Annotated in this window: 21 protein-coding genes; 16 read left to right on the top strand and 5 right to left on the bottom strand. The window is 64.4% G+C overall.

Annotated features, from left to right (window positions below):
• Positions 1–13: 13 nt before the first annotated feature.
• Positions 14–625 carry a ribosome biogenesis GTP-binding protein YihA/YsxC gene (yihA, locus tag KZO25_RS18820; RefSeq protein WP_223138100.1) on the bottom strand — a complete coding sequence of 204 codons (612 nt, stop codon included), beginning with the start codon at positions 623–625 and terminating at the stop codon, positions 14–16.
• A gap of 261 nt (positions 626–886) precedes the next feature.
• Here yihA and KZO25_RS18815 point away from each other — a divergent pair, with 261 nt between their 5' ends.
• From KZO25_RS18815 to KZO25_RS18795, 5 genes are all read left to right on the top strand, one after another.
• Positions 887–1,507: a c-type cytochrome gene (locus tag KZO25_RS18815; protein ID WP_066451925.1), complete on the top strand. Its 621-nt coding sequence runs from the start codon at positions 887–889 to the stop codon at positions 1,505–1,507.
• A gap of 179 nt (positions 1,508–1,686) precedes the next feature.
• Positions 1,687–2,337 carry a thiol:disulfide interchange protein DsbA/DsbL gene (locus KZO25_RS18810; protein WP_066451926.1) on the top strand — a complete coding sequence of 217 codons (651 nt, stop codon included), beginning with the start codon at positions 1,687–1,689 and terminating at the stop codon, positions 2,335–2,337.
• Between the two features lie 15 nt (positions 2,338–2,352).
• Positions 2,353–3,189 carry an endonuclease/exonuclease/phosphatase family protein gene (locus tag KZO25_RS18805; protein ID WP_066451927.1) on the top strand — a complete coding sequence of 279 codons (837 nt, stop codon included), beginning with the start codon at positions 2,353–2,355 and terminating at the stop codon, positions 3,187–3,189.
• A gap of 92 nt (positions 3,190–3,281) precedes the next feature.
• The gene (locus tag KZO25_RS18800) at positions 3,282–3,830 is read left to right on the top strand and encodes a TRAP transporter small permease subunit (protein WP_066451928.1); all 549 of its coding nucleotides are present in this window, start codon (positions 3,282–3,284) and stop codon (positions 3,828–3,830) included.
• Between the two features lie 10 nt (positions 3,831–3,840).
• On the top strand, positions 3,841–5,244 hold the full coding sequence (locus KZO25_RS18795) for a TRAP transporter large permease subunit (protein ID WP_201025425.1): 1,404 nt from the start codon (positions 3,841–3,843) through the stop codon (positions 5,242–5,244).
• A gap of 29 nt (positions 5,245–5,273) precedes the next feature.
• On the opposite strand, the gene KZO25_RS18790 is transcribed toward KZO25_RS18795, so the two are convergent.
• Complete coding sequence (locus tag KZO25_RS18790; RefSeq protein ID WP_223138099.1) at positions 5,274–5,705, bottom strand: YqaA family protein; 432 nt, start codon at positions 5,703–5,705, stop codon at positions 5,274–5,276.
• Between the two features lie 45 nt (positions 5,706–5,750).
• Here KZO25_RS18790 and thiD point away from each other — a divergent pair, with 45 nt between their 5' ends.
• From thiD to dtd, 3 genes are all read left to right on the top strand, one after another.
• Positions 5,751–6,563 (top strand): bifunctional hydroxymethylpyrimidine kinase/phosphomethylpyrimidine kinase, encoded by an 813-nt coding sequence (thiD, locus tag KZO25_RS18785; protein WP_223138098.1) that lies wholly within the window; start codon positions 5,751–5,753, stop codon positions 6,561–6,563.
• Positions 6,564–6,645: 82 nt separating this feature from the next.
• On the top strand, positions 6,646–7,491 hold the full coding sequence (locus KZO25_RS18780) for a universal stress protein (protein ID WP_066451931.1): 846 nt from the start codon (positions 6,646–6,648) through the stop codon (positions 7,489–7,491).
• 54 nt (positions 7,492–7,545) lie between these two features.
• Positions 7,546–7,983: a D-aminoacyl-tRNA deacylase gene (dtd, locus tag KZO25_RS18775; RefSeq protein WP_223138097.1), complete on the top strand. Its 438-nt coding sequence runs from the start codon at positions 7,546–7,548 to the stop codon at positions 7,981–7,983.
• Positions 7,984–8,180: 197 nt separating this feature from the next.
• Here the strand turns inward: dtd and KZO25_RS18770 are convergent, their stop codons facing one another.
• On the bottom strand, positions 8,181–10,145 hold the full coding sequence (locus KZO25_RS18770; RefSeq protein WP_223138096.1) for an ATP-binding cassette domain-containing protein: 1,965 nt from the start codon (positions 10,143–10,145) through the stop codon (positions 8,181–8,183).
• A 173-nt stretch (positions 10,146–10,318) separates the two neighbouring features.
• Between KZO25_RS18770 and KZO25_RS18765 the strand changes: the two genes are divergently transcribed.
• From KZO25_RS18765 to KZO25_RS18735, 7 genes are all read left to right on the top strand, one after another.
• Positions 10,319–10,843: a TIGR02444 family protein gene (locus KZO25_RS18765; protein WP_223138095.1), complete on the top strand. Its 525-nt coding sequence runs from the start codon at positions 10,319–10,321 to the stop codon at positions 10,841–10,843.
• Between the two features lie 102 nt (positions 10,844–10,945).
• Positions 10,946–11,965, top strand: a complete 1,020-nt coding sequence (dctP, locus tag KZO25_RS18760) for a TRAP transporter substrate-binding protein DctP (protein WP_066451935.1) — start codon at positions 10,946–10,948, stop codon at positions 11,963–11,965.
• Between the two features lie 177 nt (positions 11,966–12,142).
• Positions 12,143–12,721, top strand: a complete 579-nt coding sequence (locus tag KZO25_RS18755) for a TRAP transporter small permease (protein ID WP_066451936.1) — start codon at positions 12,143–12,145, stop codon at positions 12,719–12,721.
• Positions 12,722–12,747: 26 nt separating this feature from the next.
• Positions 12,748–14,031, top strand: coding sequence for a TRAP transporter large permease (locus KZO25_RS18750; protein WP_066451937.1), 1,284 nt, complete (start codon positions 12,748–12,750; stop codon positions 14,029–14,031).
• Between the two features lie 32 nt (positions 14,032–14,063).
• Positions 14,064–14,507: a universal stress protein gene (locus KZO25_RS18745; protein ID WP_066451938.1), complete on the top strand. Its 444-nt coding sequence runs from the start codon at positions 14,064–14,066 to the stop codon at positions 14,505–14,507.
• Positions 14,508–14,632: 125 nt separating this feature from the next.
• Complete coding sequence (locus KZO25_RS18740; protein ID WP_066451939.1) at positions 14,633–15,316, top strand: FKBP-type peptidyl-prolyl cis-trans isomerase; 684 nt, start codon at positions 14,633–14,635, stop codon at positions 15,314–15,316.
• A gap of 10 nt (positions 15,317–15,326) precedes the next feature.
• Positions 15,327–16,367, top strand: coding sequence for a poly(3-hydroxybutyrate) depolymerase (locus tag KZO25_RS18735; protein WP_262489132.1), 1,041 nt, complete (start codon positions 15,327–15,329; stop codon positions 16,365–16,367).
• A gap of 1 nt (position 16,368) precedes the next feature.
• On the opposite strand, the gene KZO25_RS18730 is transcribed toward KZO25_RS18735, so the two are convergent.
• On the bottom strand, positions 16,369–16,965 hold the full coding sequence (locus KZO25_RS18730; RefSeq protein ID WP_066451941.1) for an SCO family protein: 597 nt from the start codon (positions 16,963–16,965) through the stop codon (positions 16,369–16,371).
• On the bottom strand, positions 16,962–17,474 hold the full coding sequence (locus KZO25_RS18725; protein WP_223138094.1) for a hypothetical protein: 513 nt from the start codon (positions 17,472–17,474) through the stop codon (positions 16,962–16,964). Before KZO25_RS18725 ends, KZO25_RS18730 begins: the two co-directional genes overlap by 4 nt.
• Before the next feature lie 122 nt (positions 17,475–17,596).
• Here KZO25_RS18725 and KZO25_RS18720 point away from each other — a divergent pair, with 122 nt between their 5' ends.
• Positions 17,597–18,511: an AEC family transporter gene (locus KZO25_RS18720; protein ID WP_223138093.1), complete on the top strand. Its 915-nt coding sequence runs from the start codon at positions 17,597–17,599 to the stop codon at positions 18,509–18,511.
• The last annotated feature ends 399 nt before the right edge of the window (positions 18,512–18,910 follow it).

The following is an 18,910-nucleotide window of genomic DNA, read 5'->3' as shown; positions in this document are numbered from 1 at the left end:
CGTACCGGAACGGCTACTCGGGACCGTCCAACCAGCCGTCGAGGCGCCGGCTGGCCTCGTCGACGCCTTCGCGCTTGAGCGAAGAGAAGAGCTGGATGCTGACCAGGTCCTCCCACTCGCGCAGGCGGGTTCGCACCTGCTGAAGCGCGCTCTTGGCGGCACCGGACTTCAGCTTGTCCGACTTGGTCAGCAGGATATGAACCGGCATCTCCTGTTCATCGGCCCAGCCCAGCAGGGTCTGGTCGAACTCGGTGAGCGGATGGCGAACGTCCATGACCAGCACCACGCCCTTCAGCGACTGGCGCGCGCGCAGGTACTCCGCCAGGTGGCGCTGCCACTCGCGCTTGACCTCCTCGGGCACCTTGGCATAGCCATAGCCGGGCAGGTCGACCAGCCGTCGCGTGGTGTCGTCGCCCAGCGAGAAGAGGTTGATCAGCTGCGTGCGCCCCGGGGTGCGCGAGGTCCTCGCCAGGGCCTTCTGCCGCGTCAGGGTGTTGATGGCGCTGGATTTTCCCGCATTGGAGCGGCCGGCAAAGGCGACCTCTGCCCCTTCGTCGGGCGGGCAATGGGCGAGGGTCGGCGCACTGGTCATGAAGCGCGCAGTCTGGTAATTGAATTGGGCCATGGCGTCGAGGTCCTGCCGAAAGGAGTAGATGTATCCCGTCGCCGGGGGCTTGACCTGCATTCCCGAGACGGGCTTGATTCGTTATAATGCAGCGTCTTTTTCTCTGCGACCTGGGCGCGCTAGTGTACCACCGCGCTCTTGCCGTCAGCGACCGGCGCAACCGGCGCTTCGGACAGGGCAAACCCGGCCTGGAACCTGCGAGGACCGGGCGGCACCCAGGGTGCGTACCGGTAAACAACACAACGGCATAGTGAAACAGCGATGAGAAAGTTACTGGCAAGCCTGGCATTTACCATCGGCGCCGTTGGCGCCGCCCACGCGGACCTGGAAGCGGATGCCGACGCGGCAGCCGGACGCGAACTGGCGCAGACCTGCGCCGCCTGTCATGGAGAAAGCGGCATCAGCCCCGCCAGCTCCTTCCCGCATCTGGCGGGTCAGCAGATGACCTACACGGCCAAGCAGATCATGGATATCCGTGACGGCGAACGGCTGGTCCCTGAAATGATCGGCCAAGTCGATGACTTCTCCGACCAGGACGCCTGGGACGTGGCCGCCTTCTATGCGGAGCAGGATGCCAACATCGGCCAGGCCGACCCCGATGAGCTGCTGATCGCCCGCGGCCAGGAACTCTACCGCGCCGGCGACATGTCCAAGGGCATCCCCTCCTGTGCAGCCTGTCACGGTCCTGCCGGCGAAGGCATTCATACTGCCATCTACCCGGCCCTTTCCGGCCAGTTCGCCGAGTACACCATTGCCACCCTGCAGGACTTCGCCTCGGGTGAGCGGACAAATGACCCCAGCAACATGATGAGCGATATCGCCGCCAAGATGAGCGACGATGACATGGCAGCCGTGGCCAACTACATCCTCGGCCTGCACTGATTCAGGCATCAGCGCGGCCCGGCTCATTGGCCGATCAAGGAAGGCGGCCTTTGGCCGCCTTCGCTGTTTCGCGCCGACTCGGAACCCTGGCCTCTCCCGGGGCTCCAAGTGACGAGCGTAACCGGCGCTGAACCGCCATTCGCCAGGCGAAAACGGCATTCCCAAGGAGTGACAACACAATGTCCCAGTCTACCCGCTTCATCCAGACCACACTGATGGCCCTGGCCGGCCTCGGCCTGTCGACGCTGGCTTCAGCCGCCACCCTGGTGGAAGGCCAGCACTACGAGGTGCTGCCCGAGCGCGTCGAGACCCGTGTCGCCGACGACCAGATCGAGGTCACCGAAGCGTTCTGGTACGGCTGCCCTCACTGCTACAACCTGCAGAGCTCCGTCGAAGCCTGGTACGAGACGCTTGGCGAAGACGTCAGTATCGTCCACTTGCCGGCCACCATGGGGGGCGACTGGAATACCCATGCGGCGGTCTTCTATGCCGCCGAGGAGCTGGGTATTCGCGAAGAGGCGCATGCCGACATCTTCGATGCCATCCATCAGAATGGCCAGCAGTTGACCGACCCCGACAGCATTGCCGCCTTCTTCAGCGGCTACGGCGTCAGCGAAGACGACGCGCGCCAGGCGCTGAATGCCTTCTCCGTGAAGTCCCGGGTCAACCAGGCCCATGCCCGCATGCGTGCCATGCGCCTGATGGGCGTCCCGGCGCTGGTCGTGGACGGCCGCTACCTGGTTACGCCCAGCAGTGCCGGCAGCCTGGACAACATGCCCCAGATAGCCGATGCCCTGGTAGAAAGGGTGCGTCAGGAACGAGAAGAATAAGCCGTGTCGAAAGAGATGTCCCGGCTAGCCGACGCGAAGACACCGCCGCTCGATGGCGGTCATCTGAAACTCCTCACCTTCAACATGCAGGTGGGGATTCAGACGTCGGCTTATCATCACTACCTGACACGCAGCTGGCAGCATCTGCTGCCGCACCCCAAGCGCATGAACCGTCTCAGCATGGTCAGCGAGGTGCTGGGACGCTTCGACATCGTGGGGCTGCAGGAAGTCGACGGGGGAAGCTTTCGCTCCAGCCATGTCAATCAGGTCGAGTACCTGGCCACCCATGGCGGCTTTCCCCACCACTACCAACAGCTGAACCGCAACCTGGGGCGCTTCGCCCAGCATAGCAACGGGCTGCTGTCACGCCTCGCTCCCACGCAGATCGAAGAGCATCGCCTGCCCGGCACGCTGCCCGGCCGGGGCGCCATCCATGCCCGCTACGGGGATGGGCCGGATGCGCTTCACCTGTTCGTCGCCCACCTGGCCCTGAGCCATCGCGGCCGGGTTCGCCAGCTCGACTACCTCAGCGAGATCATCCAGCCGCTGCGCCATGTGGTGGTGATGGGCGATCTCAATTGCACCCCGGACCAGTTGCACAGCCACTCACGCTTCTGCGCTTCGCTGCCACTGCATCCCGTGCGTCCGCTGCTCAGCTACCCTTCCTGGCAGCCCCGCCGCGCCCTGGACCACATCCTGATCTCCGATTCGCTTGAGGCTCGCGACGTCCGCGTACTCGATCATCTCTTTTCAGACCACCTGCCGATCGCCGTCGACCTGGCGCTCCCCGCAGCGTGCCGGGACATACTCGACGACCTGCTCAAGCACCATACCCGCTTTCATCCGGCCTGAACTCATCCCCTGTCGTTGAGACGTGGGGATGACGCGTCACGCTGAATCGGCGATGATGCGTCCCCTATCCGTTTCGACAACGAGAGACCCCCATGCCAACCGCGAACCGTGACCCGGTCCTGCTCGCATGGCTCGACGGCTTTACCGAGGTCGTGGGCCGCTTTATCGCCTGGCTGGTGATCATCATGATGCTGGTGCAATTCGCCATCGTGGTGATGCGCTACGTCATCGGCATTCACAGCGTCGTGATGCAGGAGTCGGTCATGTACATGCATGCCATGGTATTCATGCTGGGTGCCGCCTGGACCCTGCGTCACGATGGCCATGTGCGTGTCGACATCTTCTATCGCAAGCTGTCCGACCGTGGCCGCGCCTGGATCGACCTGCTGGGAACGCTGTTCCTGCTGTTCCCGGTGGTGCTTTTTATCGGCATTGGCAGTTATGGCTATGTCAGGAGCAGCTGGGCCATTCTCGAGCGCTCGCCTGACGCCGGTATACCCGGCGTCTACCTGCTCAAGTCGCTGATCCTGGTGATGATGGCCCTGCTGTTCATTCAGGGCGTTGCCCAGGTGATCCGTCAGGTGCTGATTCTGCGCGGCAAGGCGCCGGGCAATACCCCCGACCACGGGGAGGTGCTCTGACGTGGAATTCCTGCTCGATTTCATGCCGCTGATTCTCTTCTTTACCGTCTGCCTGGTGCTGATGCTGGGCTACCCGGTGGCGCTGGCACTGGCCGGCACCGCCCTGATGTTTGCCGGCCTCGGCATCCTGCTGCAGAACATGGGGGTGCCGGTTCACTTCGAGTCGCGCATGCTGGGCGCCATGCCCAACCGGCTCTACGGCATCATGACCAACAGCACCCTGCTGGCGGTGCCGCTGTTCGTGTTGATGGGCGTGCTGCTGGAGAAGTCGCGAATCGCCGAAACCCTGCTCGATGCCATGGCGCTTCTGTTCGGCACGCTGCGCGGGGGCCTGGGAATCTCGGTGATCCTGGTGGGCATGCTGATGGCCGCCTCCACCGGCATCGTTGGCGCCACCGTGGTGACCATGGGGCTGCTGTCGCTGCCCACCATGCTCAAGCGCGGCTATTCGCCCTCGCTTGCCACCGGCACCATCTGCGCCACCGGCACCCTGGGCCAGATCATTCCCCCCTCTATCGCCCTGGTGCTGCTGGGCGACGTGCTCTCCAACGCCTATCAGCGAGCCCAGCTGGCCATGGGGGTGTGGAGCCCCAAGACGGTGTCGGTGGGCGACCTGTTCGTCGGCGCGCTGATCCCCGGCCTGCTACTGGTGGTGGCCTATATCGTCTACCTGACGGCGGTGGCCTGGCTGAAACCCGAAACCGCCCCCGCCGCCGACCGTCAGTCACTGATGGATGAACTGGGCCATCGCGGCAGCGTCTGGCCGCTGCTGATCAAGGGCCTGATCCCCCCGGTGCTACTGATCGTCGCGGTGCTCGGCTCGATACTCGGCGGTTTCGCTACGCCAACCGAGGCCTCCGCGGTCGGCGCCATGGGCGCTTTCCTGCTGGCCCTGGTCAACCGTCGCCTCAACTTGCCGATGCTGCGCGAGGTGGTGCGGACCACCGCCCAGGTGACCAGCATGGTCTTCCTGATCCTGATCGGGGCGGCGCTGTTCTCGCTGGTCTTCCGTGCCTATGGCGGCGAGGAACTGGTCACCGGGCTGTTCGAGGCGATGCCCGGCGGCGTGGTGGGGGCGACCCTGATCGTGATGCTGGTGATCTTCCTGCTGGGCTTCATTCTCGACTTTATCGAGATCACCTTCGTGGTGGTGCCGATCGTCGGGCCGGTGCTGCTGATGATGGGCCTCGACCCGATCTGGCTCGGCATCATGATCGCGGTGAACCTGCAGACCTCGTTTTTGACGCCGCCGTTCGGCTTCGCCCTGTTCTACCTCCGCGGGGTCACGCCCCAGTCGGTGCCGACCTCGGCGATCTACCGGGGCGTGATCCCCTTCATCCTGATCCAGCTGGGCATGCTGGTGGCACTGGCCCTGTTCCCGGGGCTGGCCACCTGGCTGCCTTCGGTGCTGTAGCGGCAAGGTTGCGGCAAACTGAACTGGGTTTACTGACAGAGCGGCGCCAACCAGGCCTGCGCCAGGTAAAGCACCACGGCATAGCGGGCCCCCTTGGCCAGGGTGATCAGCAGGATGGCCCGCCACCAGGGCAGCCGGAAGACGCCGGCCAGTACGGTGAGCGGGTCGCCGATCACCGGTGCCCAGGAGATCAGCAGGCTCCACTCACCAAAACGGTGATACCAGCGCTCGGCCCGGGCCAGCCCCTGGGGCGAGGCGGGAAACCAGCGCCGGTCCTGGAAGCGGCGGGCATAGCGCCCCATCCAGACGTTGATCAGGCTGCCCAGGGTATTGCCGGAGGTGGCCACCAGCCACAGCATCATCACTGGCTCGCCCAGGCACCAGAGCCGGGCCAGCCACACCTCGGAGCCACCCGGCAGCAGGGTGGCACTGACCAGCGCCACCACGAACAGACTCAGCATGTCGACCCCTGGCTACCCTTGACCCGCTTGCGAGACAATGACGTCATGACCTCGAATCGCTCCATTCCCAATGTGTTGACCATCGCCGGCTCCGATCCCAGCGGCGGCGCCGGGATCCAGGCCGACCTCAAGACCTTCTCCGCGCTGGGCGCCTATGGTACCAGCGTCATCACCGCCCTGACCGCTCAGAACACTCGCGGCGTCCGCGGCGTGCACCCGGTGCCCGAGGATTTCATCCGCCTGCAGCTCGACACGCTGCTCGACGATGTGGCCATCGATGCGGTCAAGATCGGCATGGTCGCCTCCCGCGAGGTGGCCGAAACCATCCGAGATGCGCTCGAAGCCAGGCGTCCCCGCTGGATCGTGCTCGATCCGGTGATGGTCGCCAAGAGCGGCGATGTCCTGGTCGAGGACGTGGGCATCGCCGCCGTACGCGAGGTGCTGGTACCGCTGGCCGACCTGATGACGCCCAACCTGCCGGAAGCCGCAGTGCTGCTGGGCTGCGACACCCCCCTGGCTCGCGCCGACATGGAAGCCATGGCTCCTCAGCTTGAGGCTCTGGGTTCCGGGGCCGTCCTGCTCAAGGGGGGCCACCTGCAGGGCGAGAGCTGCCCCGACCTGCTGATAACCCCTGGCGAACGCCGGTGGCTGGAGGGAACCCGCATCGCGACCTCGAACCTGCACGGCACCGGCTGTTCGCTGTCGTCGGCCATCGCGGCCCGCCTGGCCCTGGGCGATCCGCTGCCCCAGGCCGTGGCCAGTGCCAAGCAGTGGCTGGAAACGGCGCTGACCGAGAGCTCGCGGCTTGATGTGGGTCATGGACACGGCCCGGTGCATCACTTTCACCGCTGGTGGTAGCAAACCCGCCTTGCGCGCGTGCCGGCTCCCACCCATGCTGAAGTCTGTCCCCGTCAGGCCCACCTTCACGGAGAGCGACATCATGACCCAGACGCTGCTGTTTGCCTGCGACCTCTCGGAAGAGAACCGCGCCGCCTACGCACGAGCCATTCGTCTGGCCCATGAAGGTGGCGCACGCCTCGATGTGATTCATGTGCTGGACCCCTACCTGCCACGCCGGGTTCTTCACGACCTGGAGGAAGCGGTGGTGGCCGACATGCAGGCCATGCTGACGGATATCCGCGAGGACTACGCCCTGCCCGAACCACGCACCCTGCTGCAGACGGTGGCCGGGGCCACCTATGCCGAGATCATCCGCGAAGCCCATGACCGTGAAGTGGACATGATCGTACTCGGTGCCCACCGCAAGCGCGGCCAGCCCGACCTGGTCGCCGGCACCACCCTGGCAAGAGTGCTGCGCAGCGCCCCCTGCCCGGTGCTCTCGGTCAGCCAGCCTGCCAACCGCGACTGGCAGGATATCCTCGTCCCGGTGGACTTCTCCCTGGGCAGCCGCCATGTCCTGCGCGAAACACTCAAGCGCTTTCCGGAGGCGCGCCTTACGCTGCTCCACGCCTGGGACATCCCCGGCGAGCGGGAGCTGGGCTCCGACAAGGAGTATGCCCGCTGGCGCGACCGGGAGGTGGAGCGCCTGCGCTACCAGCTGGAACGTGAAACCGAAGAGCTGATGAGAGAGCTCGACAGCGTACCGGACCTGGAGCTGGTGCTGGAGCAGGGTGATCCCCTGGAGGTGCTGCTGACCCGGCTGCGCCGCCAGCCGCCGGACCTGCTGGCGCTGGGCAGCCGTGGCCAGCTCGGCCGCCATAGTCATATCACCGAGGCGCTGCTCTCGGAGCCGCATTGCGACATCATGTTGTGCCGCGCCTGGTAGACAGGGTGCGTGATACCCTTCCGGCTGATCCACAGCCAGAGGGAAGCTTGCCGGATGAAAGCCCTGATACAGCGCGTACGGCGCGCCAGCGTAGTGGTCGACCAGCGGACCGTGGGGGCCATCGATCGTGGCCTGCTGGCCCTGGTCGGCGTGGAGAAGGGGGACGACAAGGCCGCCGCCGACAAGCTGTTGCACAAGCTGCTGCATTACCGGGTCTTCGCCGACGAAGCCGACAAGATGAACCTCGACCTGCAGCAGGTCGACGGCGGGCTACTGCTGGTCTCCCAGTTCACCCTGGCCGCCGATACCCGCAAGGGGCTGCGCCCCAGCTTCTCCAGCGCCGCGCCGCCGGCCGAGGGCGAGCGGCTGTTCCACTACCTGCTCGACCGCGCCCGGGCGGCCTGGCCGAAGGTCGCCTGCGGCGAGTTCGCCGCCAACATGCAGGTGGAGCTGGTCAATGACGGGCCGGTGACGTTTCTGCTGGAGAGCTGAAGCAGCGCCGCCGAAACGAGCGGCGCCGGGGGCAGGCCGAAGAGGAGGTCATTTGCCATGGATGGCAAATGTAGCGCCCAGGGATGGGTTCACAGCGCCTCATCGACGGTCCGGCGCCCCGGGGCCTGACGCCGGATCAGCCGCAGGCCACACAGACACGGCTCGCTCTGCTGACGGTCGGTGACATAGCCGGTCAGTCAGGCCCCGTTTTCTTGCAGCTCCGCCTCCATCGCTTCCAGCTCCTCCTCGGCGGCCAGCCATTCCGCTTCGAGGGTATCGAGACGCGACTTCAGCTCGCCCTGGCGCGCCAGCCGCTCGGTGAGCTCGGCCTTGCGTGCCGGGTCGGTGTAGAGCTCGGCATCGCCCAACGCCTCCTCCACCGTGGCGAGCTCGCCCTGGACCTTCTCCATGGCCTGCTCGGCGCGGTCGCGCGCCTTCTTCAACGGCCGCAGCTTCTCGCGCAGTTCGGCGGCAGCGCGGCGGGCCGCCTTGCGGTCCTCCTTCGGTGCGGCGCTCTCCGCCTGTCGCTCGGCCTTGTCGGCCCGCGCCTCACGCCGCACACCCTCCAGCCGAGCCTTGAGCCAGGCGCGGTAATCCTCCAGGTCGCCGTCGAAGGGCTCGACCCGGTGGTCCGCCACACACCAGAATTCATCCACGGTGGCCCGCAGCAGGTGGCGGTCGTGGGAAACGATGATCACCGTGCCCTCGAAGGAGGCCAGGGCTTCGGTCAGCGCCTCGCGCATTTCCAGGTCGAGGTGGTTGGTCGGCTCGTCGAGCAGCAGCAGGTTGGGTTTCTGCCAGGCCACCAGCGACAGGGCCAGGCGCGCCTTCTCGCCACCGGAGAAACTGCCCACCTCGGCGAAGACGGTATCACCGTGGAAGCCGAAGCCACCGAGAAAGTTGCGGATAGCCTGGTCGCTTGCCGTGGGCGAGAGTCGCAGGACGTGCTGGAACGGCGTGGAGGTCAGGTCCAGGCTCTCGAGCTGATGCTGGGCAAAGTAGCCGATGGCCAGGTGCTCGCCCGGGATGCGCTTGCCGGCCAGCAGCGGCAGGTCGCCGGTAAGGGACTTGATCAGCGTCGACTTGCCGGCCCCGTTGGGGCCCAGCAGGCCGATTCGCTGCCCCGGCAACAGGCTCACCTTCACCCCGTCGAGCTGCACCTTCTCCCCTCCTGGCTCGCTGCCCGACTCGTCCCGATAGCCGAGCCGAGCCTCATCGAGCACCAGCAGCGGATGTGAGGTCTTGTCGGAGGAGGGAATGGTGAAGTGGAAGGGGGAATCGGCATGGGCGACGGCGATGTCGCCCATGCGCTCGAGCATCTTCAGGCGGCTCTGGGCCTGGCGCGCCTTGGTGGCCTTGGCCCGGAAGCGCGCCACGAACTGTTCGATCTCCGCTCGGCGGGCCTGCTGCTTGGCGGCTTCGGCCTGCTGCAGTGCCAGCTTCTCGGCCCGGGTACGCTCGAAGAGGGAGTAGTTGCCGCGGTAGAGCACCAGGGAGCGGCGATCGAAATGCACGATGTGGTCGCAGACGGCATCGAGGAAATCCCGGTCGTGGGAAATCAGCAGCAGCGTTCCGGGGTAGCGCGTCAGCCACTGCTCGAGCCACAGCAGCGCGTCCAGGTCCAGGTGGTTGGTGGGCTCGTCGAGGAGAAGCAGGTCCGACGGCATGAAGAGCGTGCGCGCCAGGTTGACGCGCATCCGCCAGCCGCCGGAGAAGTCCGATAGCGGGCGCTCGAGGTCAGCCTGGGTAAAGCCCAGGCCGATCAGCAGCTGGGCGGCACGGGCCGGAGCACTGTAGCCGTCGAGGGCCTCGATGGCACCGTGCAGTTCGGCTTCTCGATGGGCCTCGCCCTGCTCTTGCGCCCGCGCCAGGGCCGCTTCGGTCTCGCGCAGCTCCCGGTCGCCATCGAGCACATAGTCGACGATGGGACGCGTGAGTGCCGCCACATCCTGGGCCATGTGGGCGATGCGCTGGCCGCCGCTCATCTCGACCTCGCCCCGGTCCGGCGCGAGGCTTCCCAGCAACAGGCTGAACAGGCTCGACTTGCCGGCGCCGTTGGACCCGACGATACCGGCCTTGTGGCCGGCGTGCAGGGTCAACTCTGCCCCCTCGAGCAGGGTCTGGGTGCCGCGTTGCAGGGTGACCTGGCGCAGTGCAATCATGCAGACTCCAATTAGGGAAACACTGCACAAATGACTGTGCGAGTGAATCGCTTCGTTGCGCTTCATCTCGCTCGTCGATTTGTTCAGCATTTCCTTAGTAGATAACGATGCTGCCGCCCGCCGGCGGCAATACCCAATAGAAGACAGTAACGGTAAATGGCGACAGCCTGATCATGAGTGTCGATTCTACCCGATTGGAGAGGGCTCTGCGGAGCCGGTTGGCGGCGGATCCGCTATGGGACTTCGCCCTGGCACTCTATACGCGTCCCGGCGTGGAGACCGCCTGCCTGGCACTGCAGGATGAAGCCGGCGTGGACGTCTGCGAGCTGCTGTGGCACTGCTGGCTCCACCACCATGGCCTGGCATTGGAAGCGGAGCCTGATGAACTAGCGGCGATCCGACGGTGGCAGCGGGAGGTCACGTCGGTGCTGCGCGCCCTGCGCCGGCAGCTGAAAGGCGAGGCCGAAAAAAGCCCCGGCGTGGCCGAAGTGCGACAGCAGGTGCAACGCGCCGAGCTTGCCGCTGAGCAGGAAACTCTGGCTCGCCTGCAGGCACTGGCCGAGCGCGGCGAAGGTCTCGTTTGCCAACCGACTTGTCGCTCGAAACTGGCATTTTCTCTGGCATCGCGCTGGCAATTGCAGAAAAAAGCACAACTTTTAGCGCTTCAAACCATCGAAAGCCAGCTTGACCCCCCCTAAGTGCCACGCTAGCCTGAAAAAAGCTATGCAGTCCATGAGGCTGCGCGATGCCTGGAGATGTGATCGAGTTTCACAGGCCCAACCTGCGAGGAGAACACAATAATGAAGGCAACCAAGCTGTTGACCACTGCCAGTATCGGCGCGCTGCTGTTCGGCATGTCGGCCGCGGCACAATCCGCCAACTGGCGCTATGCGCATGAGGAATTCGAGGGTGATGTGCAGGACGTATTCGCCGTCGCCTTCAAGGAATATATCGAGGAGAATTCCGATAACACCGTTCAGATCTACCGCTTTGGTGAACTGGGCGAGTCCGATGACATCATGGAGCAGACACAGGCCGGGATCCTGCAGTTCGTCAACCAGTCCCCCGGCTTCACCGGCTCGCTGATTCCCGAAGCGCAGATCTTCTTCATTCCCTACCTGCTGCCCACCGATGAAGAGTCGGTCATCGAGTTCTTCAACACCAGCGAGGCCATCAACGAGATGTTCCCGGAGCTCTATGCGGAGCAGGGCCTCGAGCTTCTCAAGATGTACCCGGAAGGCGAGATGGTCGTCACCCTGGATGAACCCTTCACCAGCCCGGACGATCTGCGCGGCAAGAACATCCGCACCATGACCAACCCGCTGCTCTCCGAGACCTACCGCGCCTTCGGCGCCACCCCGACCCCGCTGCCCTGGGGCGAAGTGTACGGCGGCCTGCAGACCGGCATCATCCAGGGGCAGGAAAACCCGATCTTCTGGATCGAGTCCGGCGGTCTCTACGAGGTGTCGCCGCATCTGGTGTTCACCGGCCATGGCTGGTTCACCACCGCCATGATGGCCAACCAGGACTTCTTCGACGGTCTCTCCGAAGAGGAACAGCAGCTGGTCCGTGACGCCACCGAAGCGGCCTATGAGCACATCATCGACCACATCTCCGGGCTCGCCGATGAATCCCTGGAAAAGATCCAGGAGGCATCCGACGAAGTTACCGTAACCCGCCTCGACGAAGACCAGATCCAGGCCTTCCGCGAGCGTGCCCCGCAGGTCGAGGAGCGCTTCATCGAAATGACCGGTGAGCGCGGCCAGGAGCTGCTTGAGCAGTTCAAGGCCGACCTGGAAGCCGTAACCGGCGAGGAGTAAGCCTCAAGGGCCACTCATCGTGCGAGGGGGTAGCCCGCCGGCTACCCCCTTATTGTTTCCGTCCCGGCCAATCAGCGTTGACGCCCCGCGGGACGGAGCCGTACCGCGCTGCTTACCCTTGAGGGTGGATATGGCATTTCACTCCCTTCGCAGGGAAAGACTCAGGAGTCCGGTCGCATGACAGAAGAAGAATCCGAGAAGAACTATCGCTCGACGCTCCCCGGCCCCCTGGGCGTCGTCGACACCTGGATCAGCAAGGCTGAGTCAACGATCCTGGCCGTGGGGGTGATTTTGATGGCCATCAACACGGTGGCCAACGTGCTCAGTCGTTTCCTGCTCGGCGAGAGCCTGCACTTCGCCGAAGAGGTGAACCGCATCCTGATCGTGATGATCACCTTCGCCGGGCTCGGCTATGCCGCCCGTCACGGTCGTCATATCCGCATGTCCGCCTTCTATGATGCCCTGCCCACCGGTGGCCGGCGCTGGCTGATGATCTTCATCTGTCTGTTCACCTCTCTGGTGATGTTCGTGCTCTGCTACTACTCCATCGGCTATATCAGCACGCTGTATGGCCGTGGACGGGTCCTCCCCTCTCTGAGTATTCCGGTTTGGATCATCTACCTCTGGGTCCCGGTCGGGTTCACCATCACCGGCATCCAGTACCTGCTCACCGCCATCAAGAACCTCACCTCCCGTGATGTCTATCTGTCGACCCATGTGGTCGATGGCTACAAGGACACGGAAACCGAAGTCTGAGCTGAGCACGAGAGGATTACACCACCATGACAACCATAATCGTTTCCCTCATGATCGTGTTGCTGCTGCTCGGCTTCCCGATGATGATTCCTCTGGTCACGGCGGCTTTTGTCGGCTTTTACATGACCTTTGGCGGCACCGGACAGATGGAGACCCTCATCCAGCAGATGATGGGGGGCATACGGCCCACGGCGCTGATCGCCGTGCCCATGTTCATTCTCGCCGCCGACATCATGACCCGCGGCCAGTCCGCCGGGCGGCTCATCGACATGGTCATGAGTTTCGTCGGCCACGTGAAGGGCGGCCTTGCCGTCAGCACCGCTGCCTCCTGCACCCTGTTCGGTGCCGTTTCCGGCTCCACCCAGGCCACCGTGGTGGCGGTCGGTTCGCCGCTGCGCCCGCGCATGCTCAAGGCCGGGTACAAGGATCCCTTCACCCTGGCGCTGATCATCAACTCCAGCGATATCGCCTTCCTGATCCCCCCCAGCATCGGCATGATCATCTACGGGGTCATTTCCGGCACCTCCATCGGCGAACTGTTCATTGCCGGTATCGGCCCGGGCCTGCTGATCCTGCTCCTGTTCTCGATCTACTGCGTGTTCTACGCGATCTACCACAAGGTGCCCACCGAGCCCAAGTCGAGCTGGAAGGAGCGCACGCTTGCTGTGCGTAACGCACTATGGCCGCTGGGTTTCCCCGTGCTGATCATTGGCGGCATCTATGGCGGTATCTTCAGCCCGACCGAAGCGGCTGCCGCCTGCGTGCTCTATGCGGTACTGCTGGAGTTCGTGATCTTCCGCTCGCTGAAAATGCCGGATATCTACACCATCGCCAAGTCCACCGGCCTTATCACCGCCGTGGTGTTCATCCTGGTGGCCGTGGGTAACGGCTTCTCATGGATCATCTCCTTCGCCCAGATCCCGCAGACCCTGCTCGCCGCCTTCGGCATCAACGAGGCAGGCCCGGTCGGGGTGCTGATCGCGATCTCCATTGCCTTCTTTGTCGCCTGCATGTTCGTCGATCCCATCGTGGTCATCCTGGTACTGACGCCTATCTTTGCACCGGCCATCGCCGCTTCGGGCCTGGACCCCGTGCATGTAGGTGTATTGATCACCCTGCAGGTGGCGATAGGCTCGGCGACACCACCCTTCGGCTGTGACATCTTTACGGCCATCGCCATCTTCAAGCGACCCTACTGGGAGGTGATCCGCGGCACGCCACCCTTTGTCTTCATGCTGGTCCTCTCGGCGGCCCTGATCATCATGTTCCCGCAGATCGCGCTGTTCCTGCGTGACCTGGCCTTCCGTTGATCGGTGAGCACGACCTGCTTAAGGAGATGGTGATGTTCAATCGTATACTGATACCGGTGGATGGCTCGAAAGGCGCGATGAAGGCGCTGGAAAAGGCCGTGGGGCTACACCTGCTGACCGGTGCCGAACTCTATGTTCTCTGTGTGTTCAAGCACCACAGCCTGCTGGAAGCCTCGCTCTCCATGGTGCGCCCCGACAAGCTGGATATTCCCGATGACGCGCTCAAGGAGTACGCCACCGAGATCGCCGTGCATGCCAAGGGGGAAGCGGTGGAACTGGGCACCGATCCCTCGCGCCTGCGGGCTTTCGTCAAGGGCGGGCGGCCCTCACGCACTATCGTGCGATTCGCCCGCAAGCGTGAGTGCGACCTGATCGTGATCGGCGCCCAGGGCACCAACGGGGAAAAAAGCCTGCTGCTGGGCAGCGTCGCCCAGCGCGTGGCGGGCTCCGCCCACTGCCCGACACTGGTGGTCTGACCTACCCCTTCACCGGCCCGGTTCCCCCCTTTGTCAGCGGGTGCGGAACCGGACCGGCCCTGTTAGAGTCCGATTAGCTGCCAACGGGTTCACGCCTCAATGCTTCTATTACCAAAGGATTCTGCATGAAGACACTCCTGACTTCCGCCTCCTTGGTCACCTTGATGGCCGCAGCACCGCTTGCCCTGGCCGCACCGGAGACCGAGGATGAGCGCCTCAGCTACAGCCTGGGGATTGCCTATGGCCAGAGCATCGCACAGGAGTATGCCGACCTGGACGTGGATGCTTTCACCGACGCCATACGTGATGTCATCGAAGAGAATGAACTGGCCATGAGTGCCGATGACATGGCCGAGACCCTGAGCCGGTTTCAGGAGCAGGCCATTGCCAACCGCCAGGCCGAAAACGAGCAAATAGCCGAGCTCAATCTCGCCGAGGGGGAAGCCTTCCTGGCCGAGAATGCCGACAGGGAGGGCGTCGAGACCACCGAAACGGGCCTGCAGTACGAGGTGCTGGAAGCCGGTGACGGCGCCAGTCCCGGTCCGACCTCCCACGTGGAAGTCCACTACGAAGGCACGCTGGTCGACGGCACCGTCTTCGACAGCTCCTTCGATCGCAACGAGTCTGTCAACTTCCGGGTGGACCAGGTGATCGAAGGCTGGCAGGAAGCACTGCAGCTGATGAGCGTCGGCGACACCTGGATGCTCTTCATTCCCCCGGAGCTCGCCTATGGCGCTCAGGGGCAAGGACCCATCGGACCCAACGAGACGCTGATCTTCCAGGTCGAACTCCTCGACGTGATGGATTGACAGCCAACCCATGAGAGCCTTCCCCCCACTTGTCGCCGGCCTGCTTTTCTCGGCCGGCGCCCTGGCGAACGACCCGCTGCCGGAGCTACCACCACTCGGCACGTCGCCCGATGCTATCAGCGTCATCGGAATATCGTCAGGTGGCTATATGGCCACCCAGCTCGCCGTGGCATGGCCGGAGCGATTCGAGGGCCTGGCGGTACTCGCCGCCGGCCCCTGGAGCTGCGCCCAGGGCGGCCTCGGCCGCGCACTGGGCCAGTGCATGTCAACCCGACGCGGCCCACCGGACCTGGCCGCCCTGAACCTGAAGCTGCGCGATTACCAGGCACGTGAGCTGGTGGGTGATGCCTCCGACCTGGCCGAGCTGCGTGCCTATGTCTGGCACGGCGAAGCCGACAACGTGGTCGATGCCTCCCTGGGAGAAGCCCTGGCCGAGCAGCTGTCCGGCTGGCTGGCCAACCCAAGGGACCAGTTGAAGGTAAACCTGGCTCCGACAGCCGGCCACGGCTGGCCGATACGATCCGACGAGCAGATTCCGCCCAGTTGGCTGGCCGAGTGTCGCGGCGGCGGCGGAACTCACCTGCTGGCCTGCGGCACGGACATTGCCGGCGAGGCACTGGCCTGGCTGCATGGTGAGCTTGCCCCGGCGCAAGAGGTCGATATGACGCAGCTGCTGCGCTTCGATCAGGAGGACTTTGCGGTACGCGGGATGGGCTCGGTGGGGTATGCACTGATCCCCGAGGCGTGCCAGGCGGGGGGCTGTGACCTGACTCTGGCCCTGCATGGCTGCGGGATGGACAGCAAGCAAATCGGCGAGGCCTTCGTACGCCACAGTGGCCTCAACGAATGGGCCGTGGCCAATCAACGGGTGGTGCTCTACCCCCAGGCCGAGACTAGCCTGGCCAATCCCCAGGGCTGCTGGGACTGGTGGGGCTTTACCGAGAGCACCTGGCAGCTCGACCCCCTGCACGACACCCGTGAAGGGGTCCAGGTACGAGCGCTGATGGCCATGATCGACCGGCTGGAGAAGAGCCCGGCCGAGGACGAATGACCTACCCGCCCAGCTCGCTCTCCAGCGCCGAGCGAAGCGGGTGCGGCGTCGGCGAATAGAGCACCCGCTGCAGGATCTGGCCGTCACGGTCGACCAGATAGAGCGAGGAACTGTGGTCGACGGTATACTCCATTGCCGAATCCGGCGTTTCCACCCGGCGCCATACCACGTTATAGCGCCCTGCCAGCTCCTCTAGCTGCTCCTCGTTGCCGGCCACACCGATGAAGTCATCGCCGAAAAAGCCCACGTACTCTTCCAGACGCTCCAGCGTATCGCGCTCGGGGTCCACCGTGATCATCACCGGCACCACGCGCTGGCGCTGCTCGTCATCCAGCCCCTGCATCACCTGACGAATCACCGCCATGCTCATGGGGCAGACGTCCGGGCAGTAGGTATAGCCGAAGAAGAGGATGGCAACCTGGTCCTCATCCATCTGGGTCAACGAAAAGTCTCCCTGCGTAGAGGGCATCTCTACCGGACCACCCCGAGGACCGCTTTCGTCCGCAGTCCTCTGCTGCTCATACCAGCCGTAGCCACCGAGAGCCACGGCCAGCACGACCACGACACCCAACACCTTCCAGATACCCTGTCGCTTCATGGCCCACTTCGCTCCACAGTAAAATCGAACCGGCTGCCCAGTCGGCCATCGGCGGTCTCCACCACGACCTGGGCTAGCCAGGGCATGGTCGCCTCGGTGCAGATCGGCACCTGGGCCACCCCCTCATAGCGACCATTATCCTGCGCTTCGAGGGGGAAGCGGTGCAAGCCCATCTCCATATCGCGTCCCACGAAGTCAACATGAACGGCAGTGGCCTCCACGCCCTCCAGCGTTACCGTCAGGGGCAGCAGGTCCAGCGCCCGAATCCCCCCCGGCGCATCGGCCGCAAGGCTCAGGCGACGGGAGCCGCCCAGCATCGCCTGACAGGACGACCGGTGCAACTCGCAGGGGGTAGCCGCAGCATACCAGGCGATGCTCTGGTCGCCCCGCACCAGATGAGAAACCAGGTACCATAAGGCAACCGCCAGCGCCACCAGGGTGGCGAGCATCATCAGGCGAATGCCGGGAAAGCGGATTTCCCTTTGGTCTGGGTGAGAGGGTGAGCTCATGACGGTGAAAGCAACACTCCAATGAGAGGCGACAGAGCGGTAAGCTTAACAGCATTTGTCGGGCGTCGACCGTGGATGGATGTCGCAGGGCAGCGGCCTTGCAAGGGTTGAAAGGAGTACGAATGGAAGGTGTGGCGCAGGCTTTGGGACCGCTGTTTCTGCTGATACTGCTGGGCGCCGTGCTGGGCTGGCGCCGGCTGCCCGGCGACAACTTCTGGCCCGCCATGGAACGGCTGATCTACTTTCTGCTGTTTCCGGCCATGCTGGTGGCCACCCTGGCTAACGCCGATGTCGGCCAGGTACCCGTTGTTCGCCTGGCCCTGGCACTGCTCGGCACCATGCTGCTCTTCGCCGCCCTGCTTTGGGTCATTCGGCCGAAACTGGGAATCGACTCGGCGGCCTTCACCTCGGTATTTCAGGGCGCCGTGCGCTTTAACACCTACGTGGGGGTTGCCGGGGCGGCGGCTCTGCACGGCTCTGCCGGTGCTACCGTGGCAGCGGTGGCCGTGGCACTGATGGTACCGGTGGTCAACGTCCTCTGCGTGGCGAGCTTCATTGCCGCCGGCACCTTGGGCCCTTCCAGTCTGGGCAAGAGCCTGCTGGCGCTGGTACGCAATCCGCTGATTCTTGCCTGCCTGGTCGGCATCGCCCTGAACCTGACCGGCATCGGACTTCCCGGCTGGAGCGGCGCCACGGTGGAATTGCTGGGACGAGCCGCCCTGCCACTGGGCCTGGTCGCGGTGGGTGTGGCGCTGCGCCCCCGGGCGCTGATGCGCCTGGACCGCGGCGTCTGGACATCCAACCTGGTGAAGCTGGCGCTGATGCCGGCCGTGGTGCTGCTGCTCGCCATGGTGCTGGGGCTGGACCCGGTCAGCCGTGACGTGGCGCTGCTGTTCGCCGCGCTACCTACCGCCACTTCGGCCTATATCCTGGCCCGCCAACTGGGAGGAGATGCCGAGCTGATGGCCGCCCTGATCACCGGCCAGACGCTGCTGGCCATGGCCACGCTGCCGCTCTGGCTGCGACTGGCCGGCTAGGCAATGAAACTTAATAAAAAGTATTCGCATTTGTGTTGACGGCATAAACGCGAATGATTACAGTGTGTATGTGGCGTTTGATGAGGCGCCACACCCATAAGAGGATCGCCAGTTCCTCGTTATGGTTTCTCCCCTCATTTGCTAGTCACGGTCTTGCCTGCGCCCTCCCTGAGGGCGCTTTTTTGTTAGCTCCGATCCGACAGCGATTCTATCCACCGACGCTGCCACACCGCTGTTGGAGCATCTTTAGATCGCGACTGGAGGCGAAAGCCTCCCGGCGGGGTTGCCAACGTTCGCGGCCATCACCGGCGTTTCAGCCTCCGCCAAGGCGCCAGTCGCGACGCGGAGCGGCGCTCCAAGTGCGCCCGTGAAGGCGTGCATACAACTCGGTGGAAGTCC

Source organism: Halomonas sp. ANAO-440, from assembly GCF_019915905.1.
Lineage (GTDB): Bacteria > Pseudomonadota > Gammaproteobacteria > Pseudomonadales > Halomonadaceae > Halomonas > Halomonas chromatireducens.
This window is presented reverse-complemented; position numbering and strand designations above follow the sequence as displayed.

Coding starts and splice junctions, on each gene's coding strand:
- KZO25_RS18805 (WP_066451927.1), top strand. CDS start 2,353: ATGTCCCGGCTAGCCGACGCGAAGACACCGCCGCTCGATGGCGGTCAT.
- KZO25_RS18720 (WP_223138093.1), top strand. CDS start 17,597: ATGGAAGGTGTGGCGCAGGCTTTGGGACCGCTGTTTCTGCTGATACTG.
- dtd (WP_223138097.1), top strand. CDS start 7,546: ATGAAAGCCCTGATACAGCGCGTACGGCGCGCCAGCGTAGTGGTCGAC.
- KZO25_RS18725 (WP_223138094.1), bottom strand. CDS start 17,474: ATGAGCTCACCCTCTCACCCAGACCAAAGGGAAATCCGCTTTCCCGGC.
- KZO25_RS18810 (WP_066451926.1), top strand. CDS start 1,687: ATGTCCCAGTCTACCCGCTTCATCCAGACCACACTGATGGCCCTGGCC.
- KZO25_RS18815 (WP_066451925.1), top strand. CDS start 887: ATGAGAAAGTTACTGGCAAGCCTGGCATTTACCATCGGCGCCGTTGGC.
- yihA (WP_223138100.1), bottom strand. CDS start 625: ATGGCCCAATTCAATTACCAGACTGCGCGCTTCATGACCAGTGCGCCG.
- KZO25_RS18750 (WP_066451937.1), top strand. CDS start 12,748: ATGACAACCATAATCGTTTCCCTCATGATCGTGTTGCTGCTGCTCGGC.
- KZO25_RS18755 (WP_066451936.1), top strand. CDS start 12,143: ATGACAGAAGAAGAATCCGAGAAGAACTATCGCTCGACGCTCCCCGGC.
- KZO25_RS18765 (WP_223138095.1), top strand. CDS start 10,319: ATGAGTGTCGATTCTACCCGATTGGAGAGGGCTCTGCGGAGCCGGTTG.
- KZO25_RS18735 (WP_262489132.1), top strand. CDS start 15,327: ATGAGAGCCTTCCCCCCACTTGTCGCCGGCCTGCTTTTCTCGGCCGGC.
- KZO25_RS18800 (WP_066451928.1), top strand. CDS start 3,282: ATGCCAACCGCGAACCGTGACCCGGTCCTGCTCGCATGGCTCGACGGC.
- thiD (WP_223138098.1), top strand. CDS start 5,751: ATGACCTCGAATCGCTCCATTCCCAATGTGTTGACCATCGCCGGCTCC.
- KZO25_RS18745 (WP_066451938.1), top strand. CDS start 14,064: ATGTTCAATCGTATACTGATACCGGTGGATGGCTCGAAAGGCGCGATG.
- KZO25_RS18780 (WP_066451931.1), top strand. CDS start 6,646: ATGACCCAGACGCTGCTGTTTGCCTGCGACCTCTCGGAAGAGAACCGC.
- KZO25_RS18730 (WP_066451941.1), bottom strand. CDS start 16,965: ATGAAGCGACAGGGTATCTGGAAGGTGTTGGGTGTCGTGGTCGTGCTG.
- KZO25_RS18790 (WP_223138099.1), bottom strand. CDS start 5,705: ATGCTGAGTCTGTTCGTGGTGGCGCTGGTCAGTGCCACCCTGCTGCCG.
- dctP (WP_066451935.1), top strand. CDS start 10,946: ATGAAGGCAACCAAGCTGTTGACCACTGCCAGTATCGGCGCGCTGCTG.
- KZO25_RS18770 (WP_223138096.1), bottom strand. CDS start 10,145: ATGATTGCACTGCGCCAGGTCACCCTGCAACGCGGCACCCAGACCCTG.
- KZO25_RS18740 (WP_066451939.1), top strand. CDS start 14,633: ATGAAGACACTCCTGACTTCCGCCTCCTTGGTCACCTTGATGGCCGCA.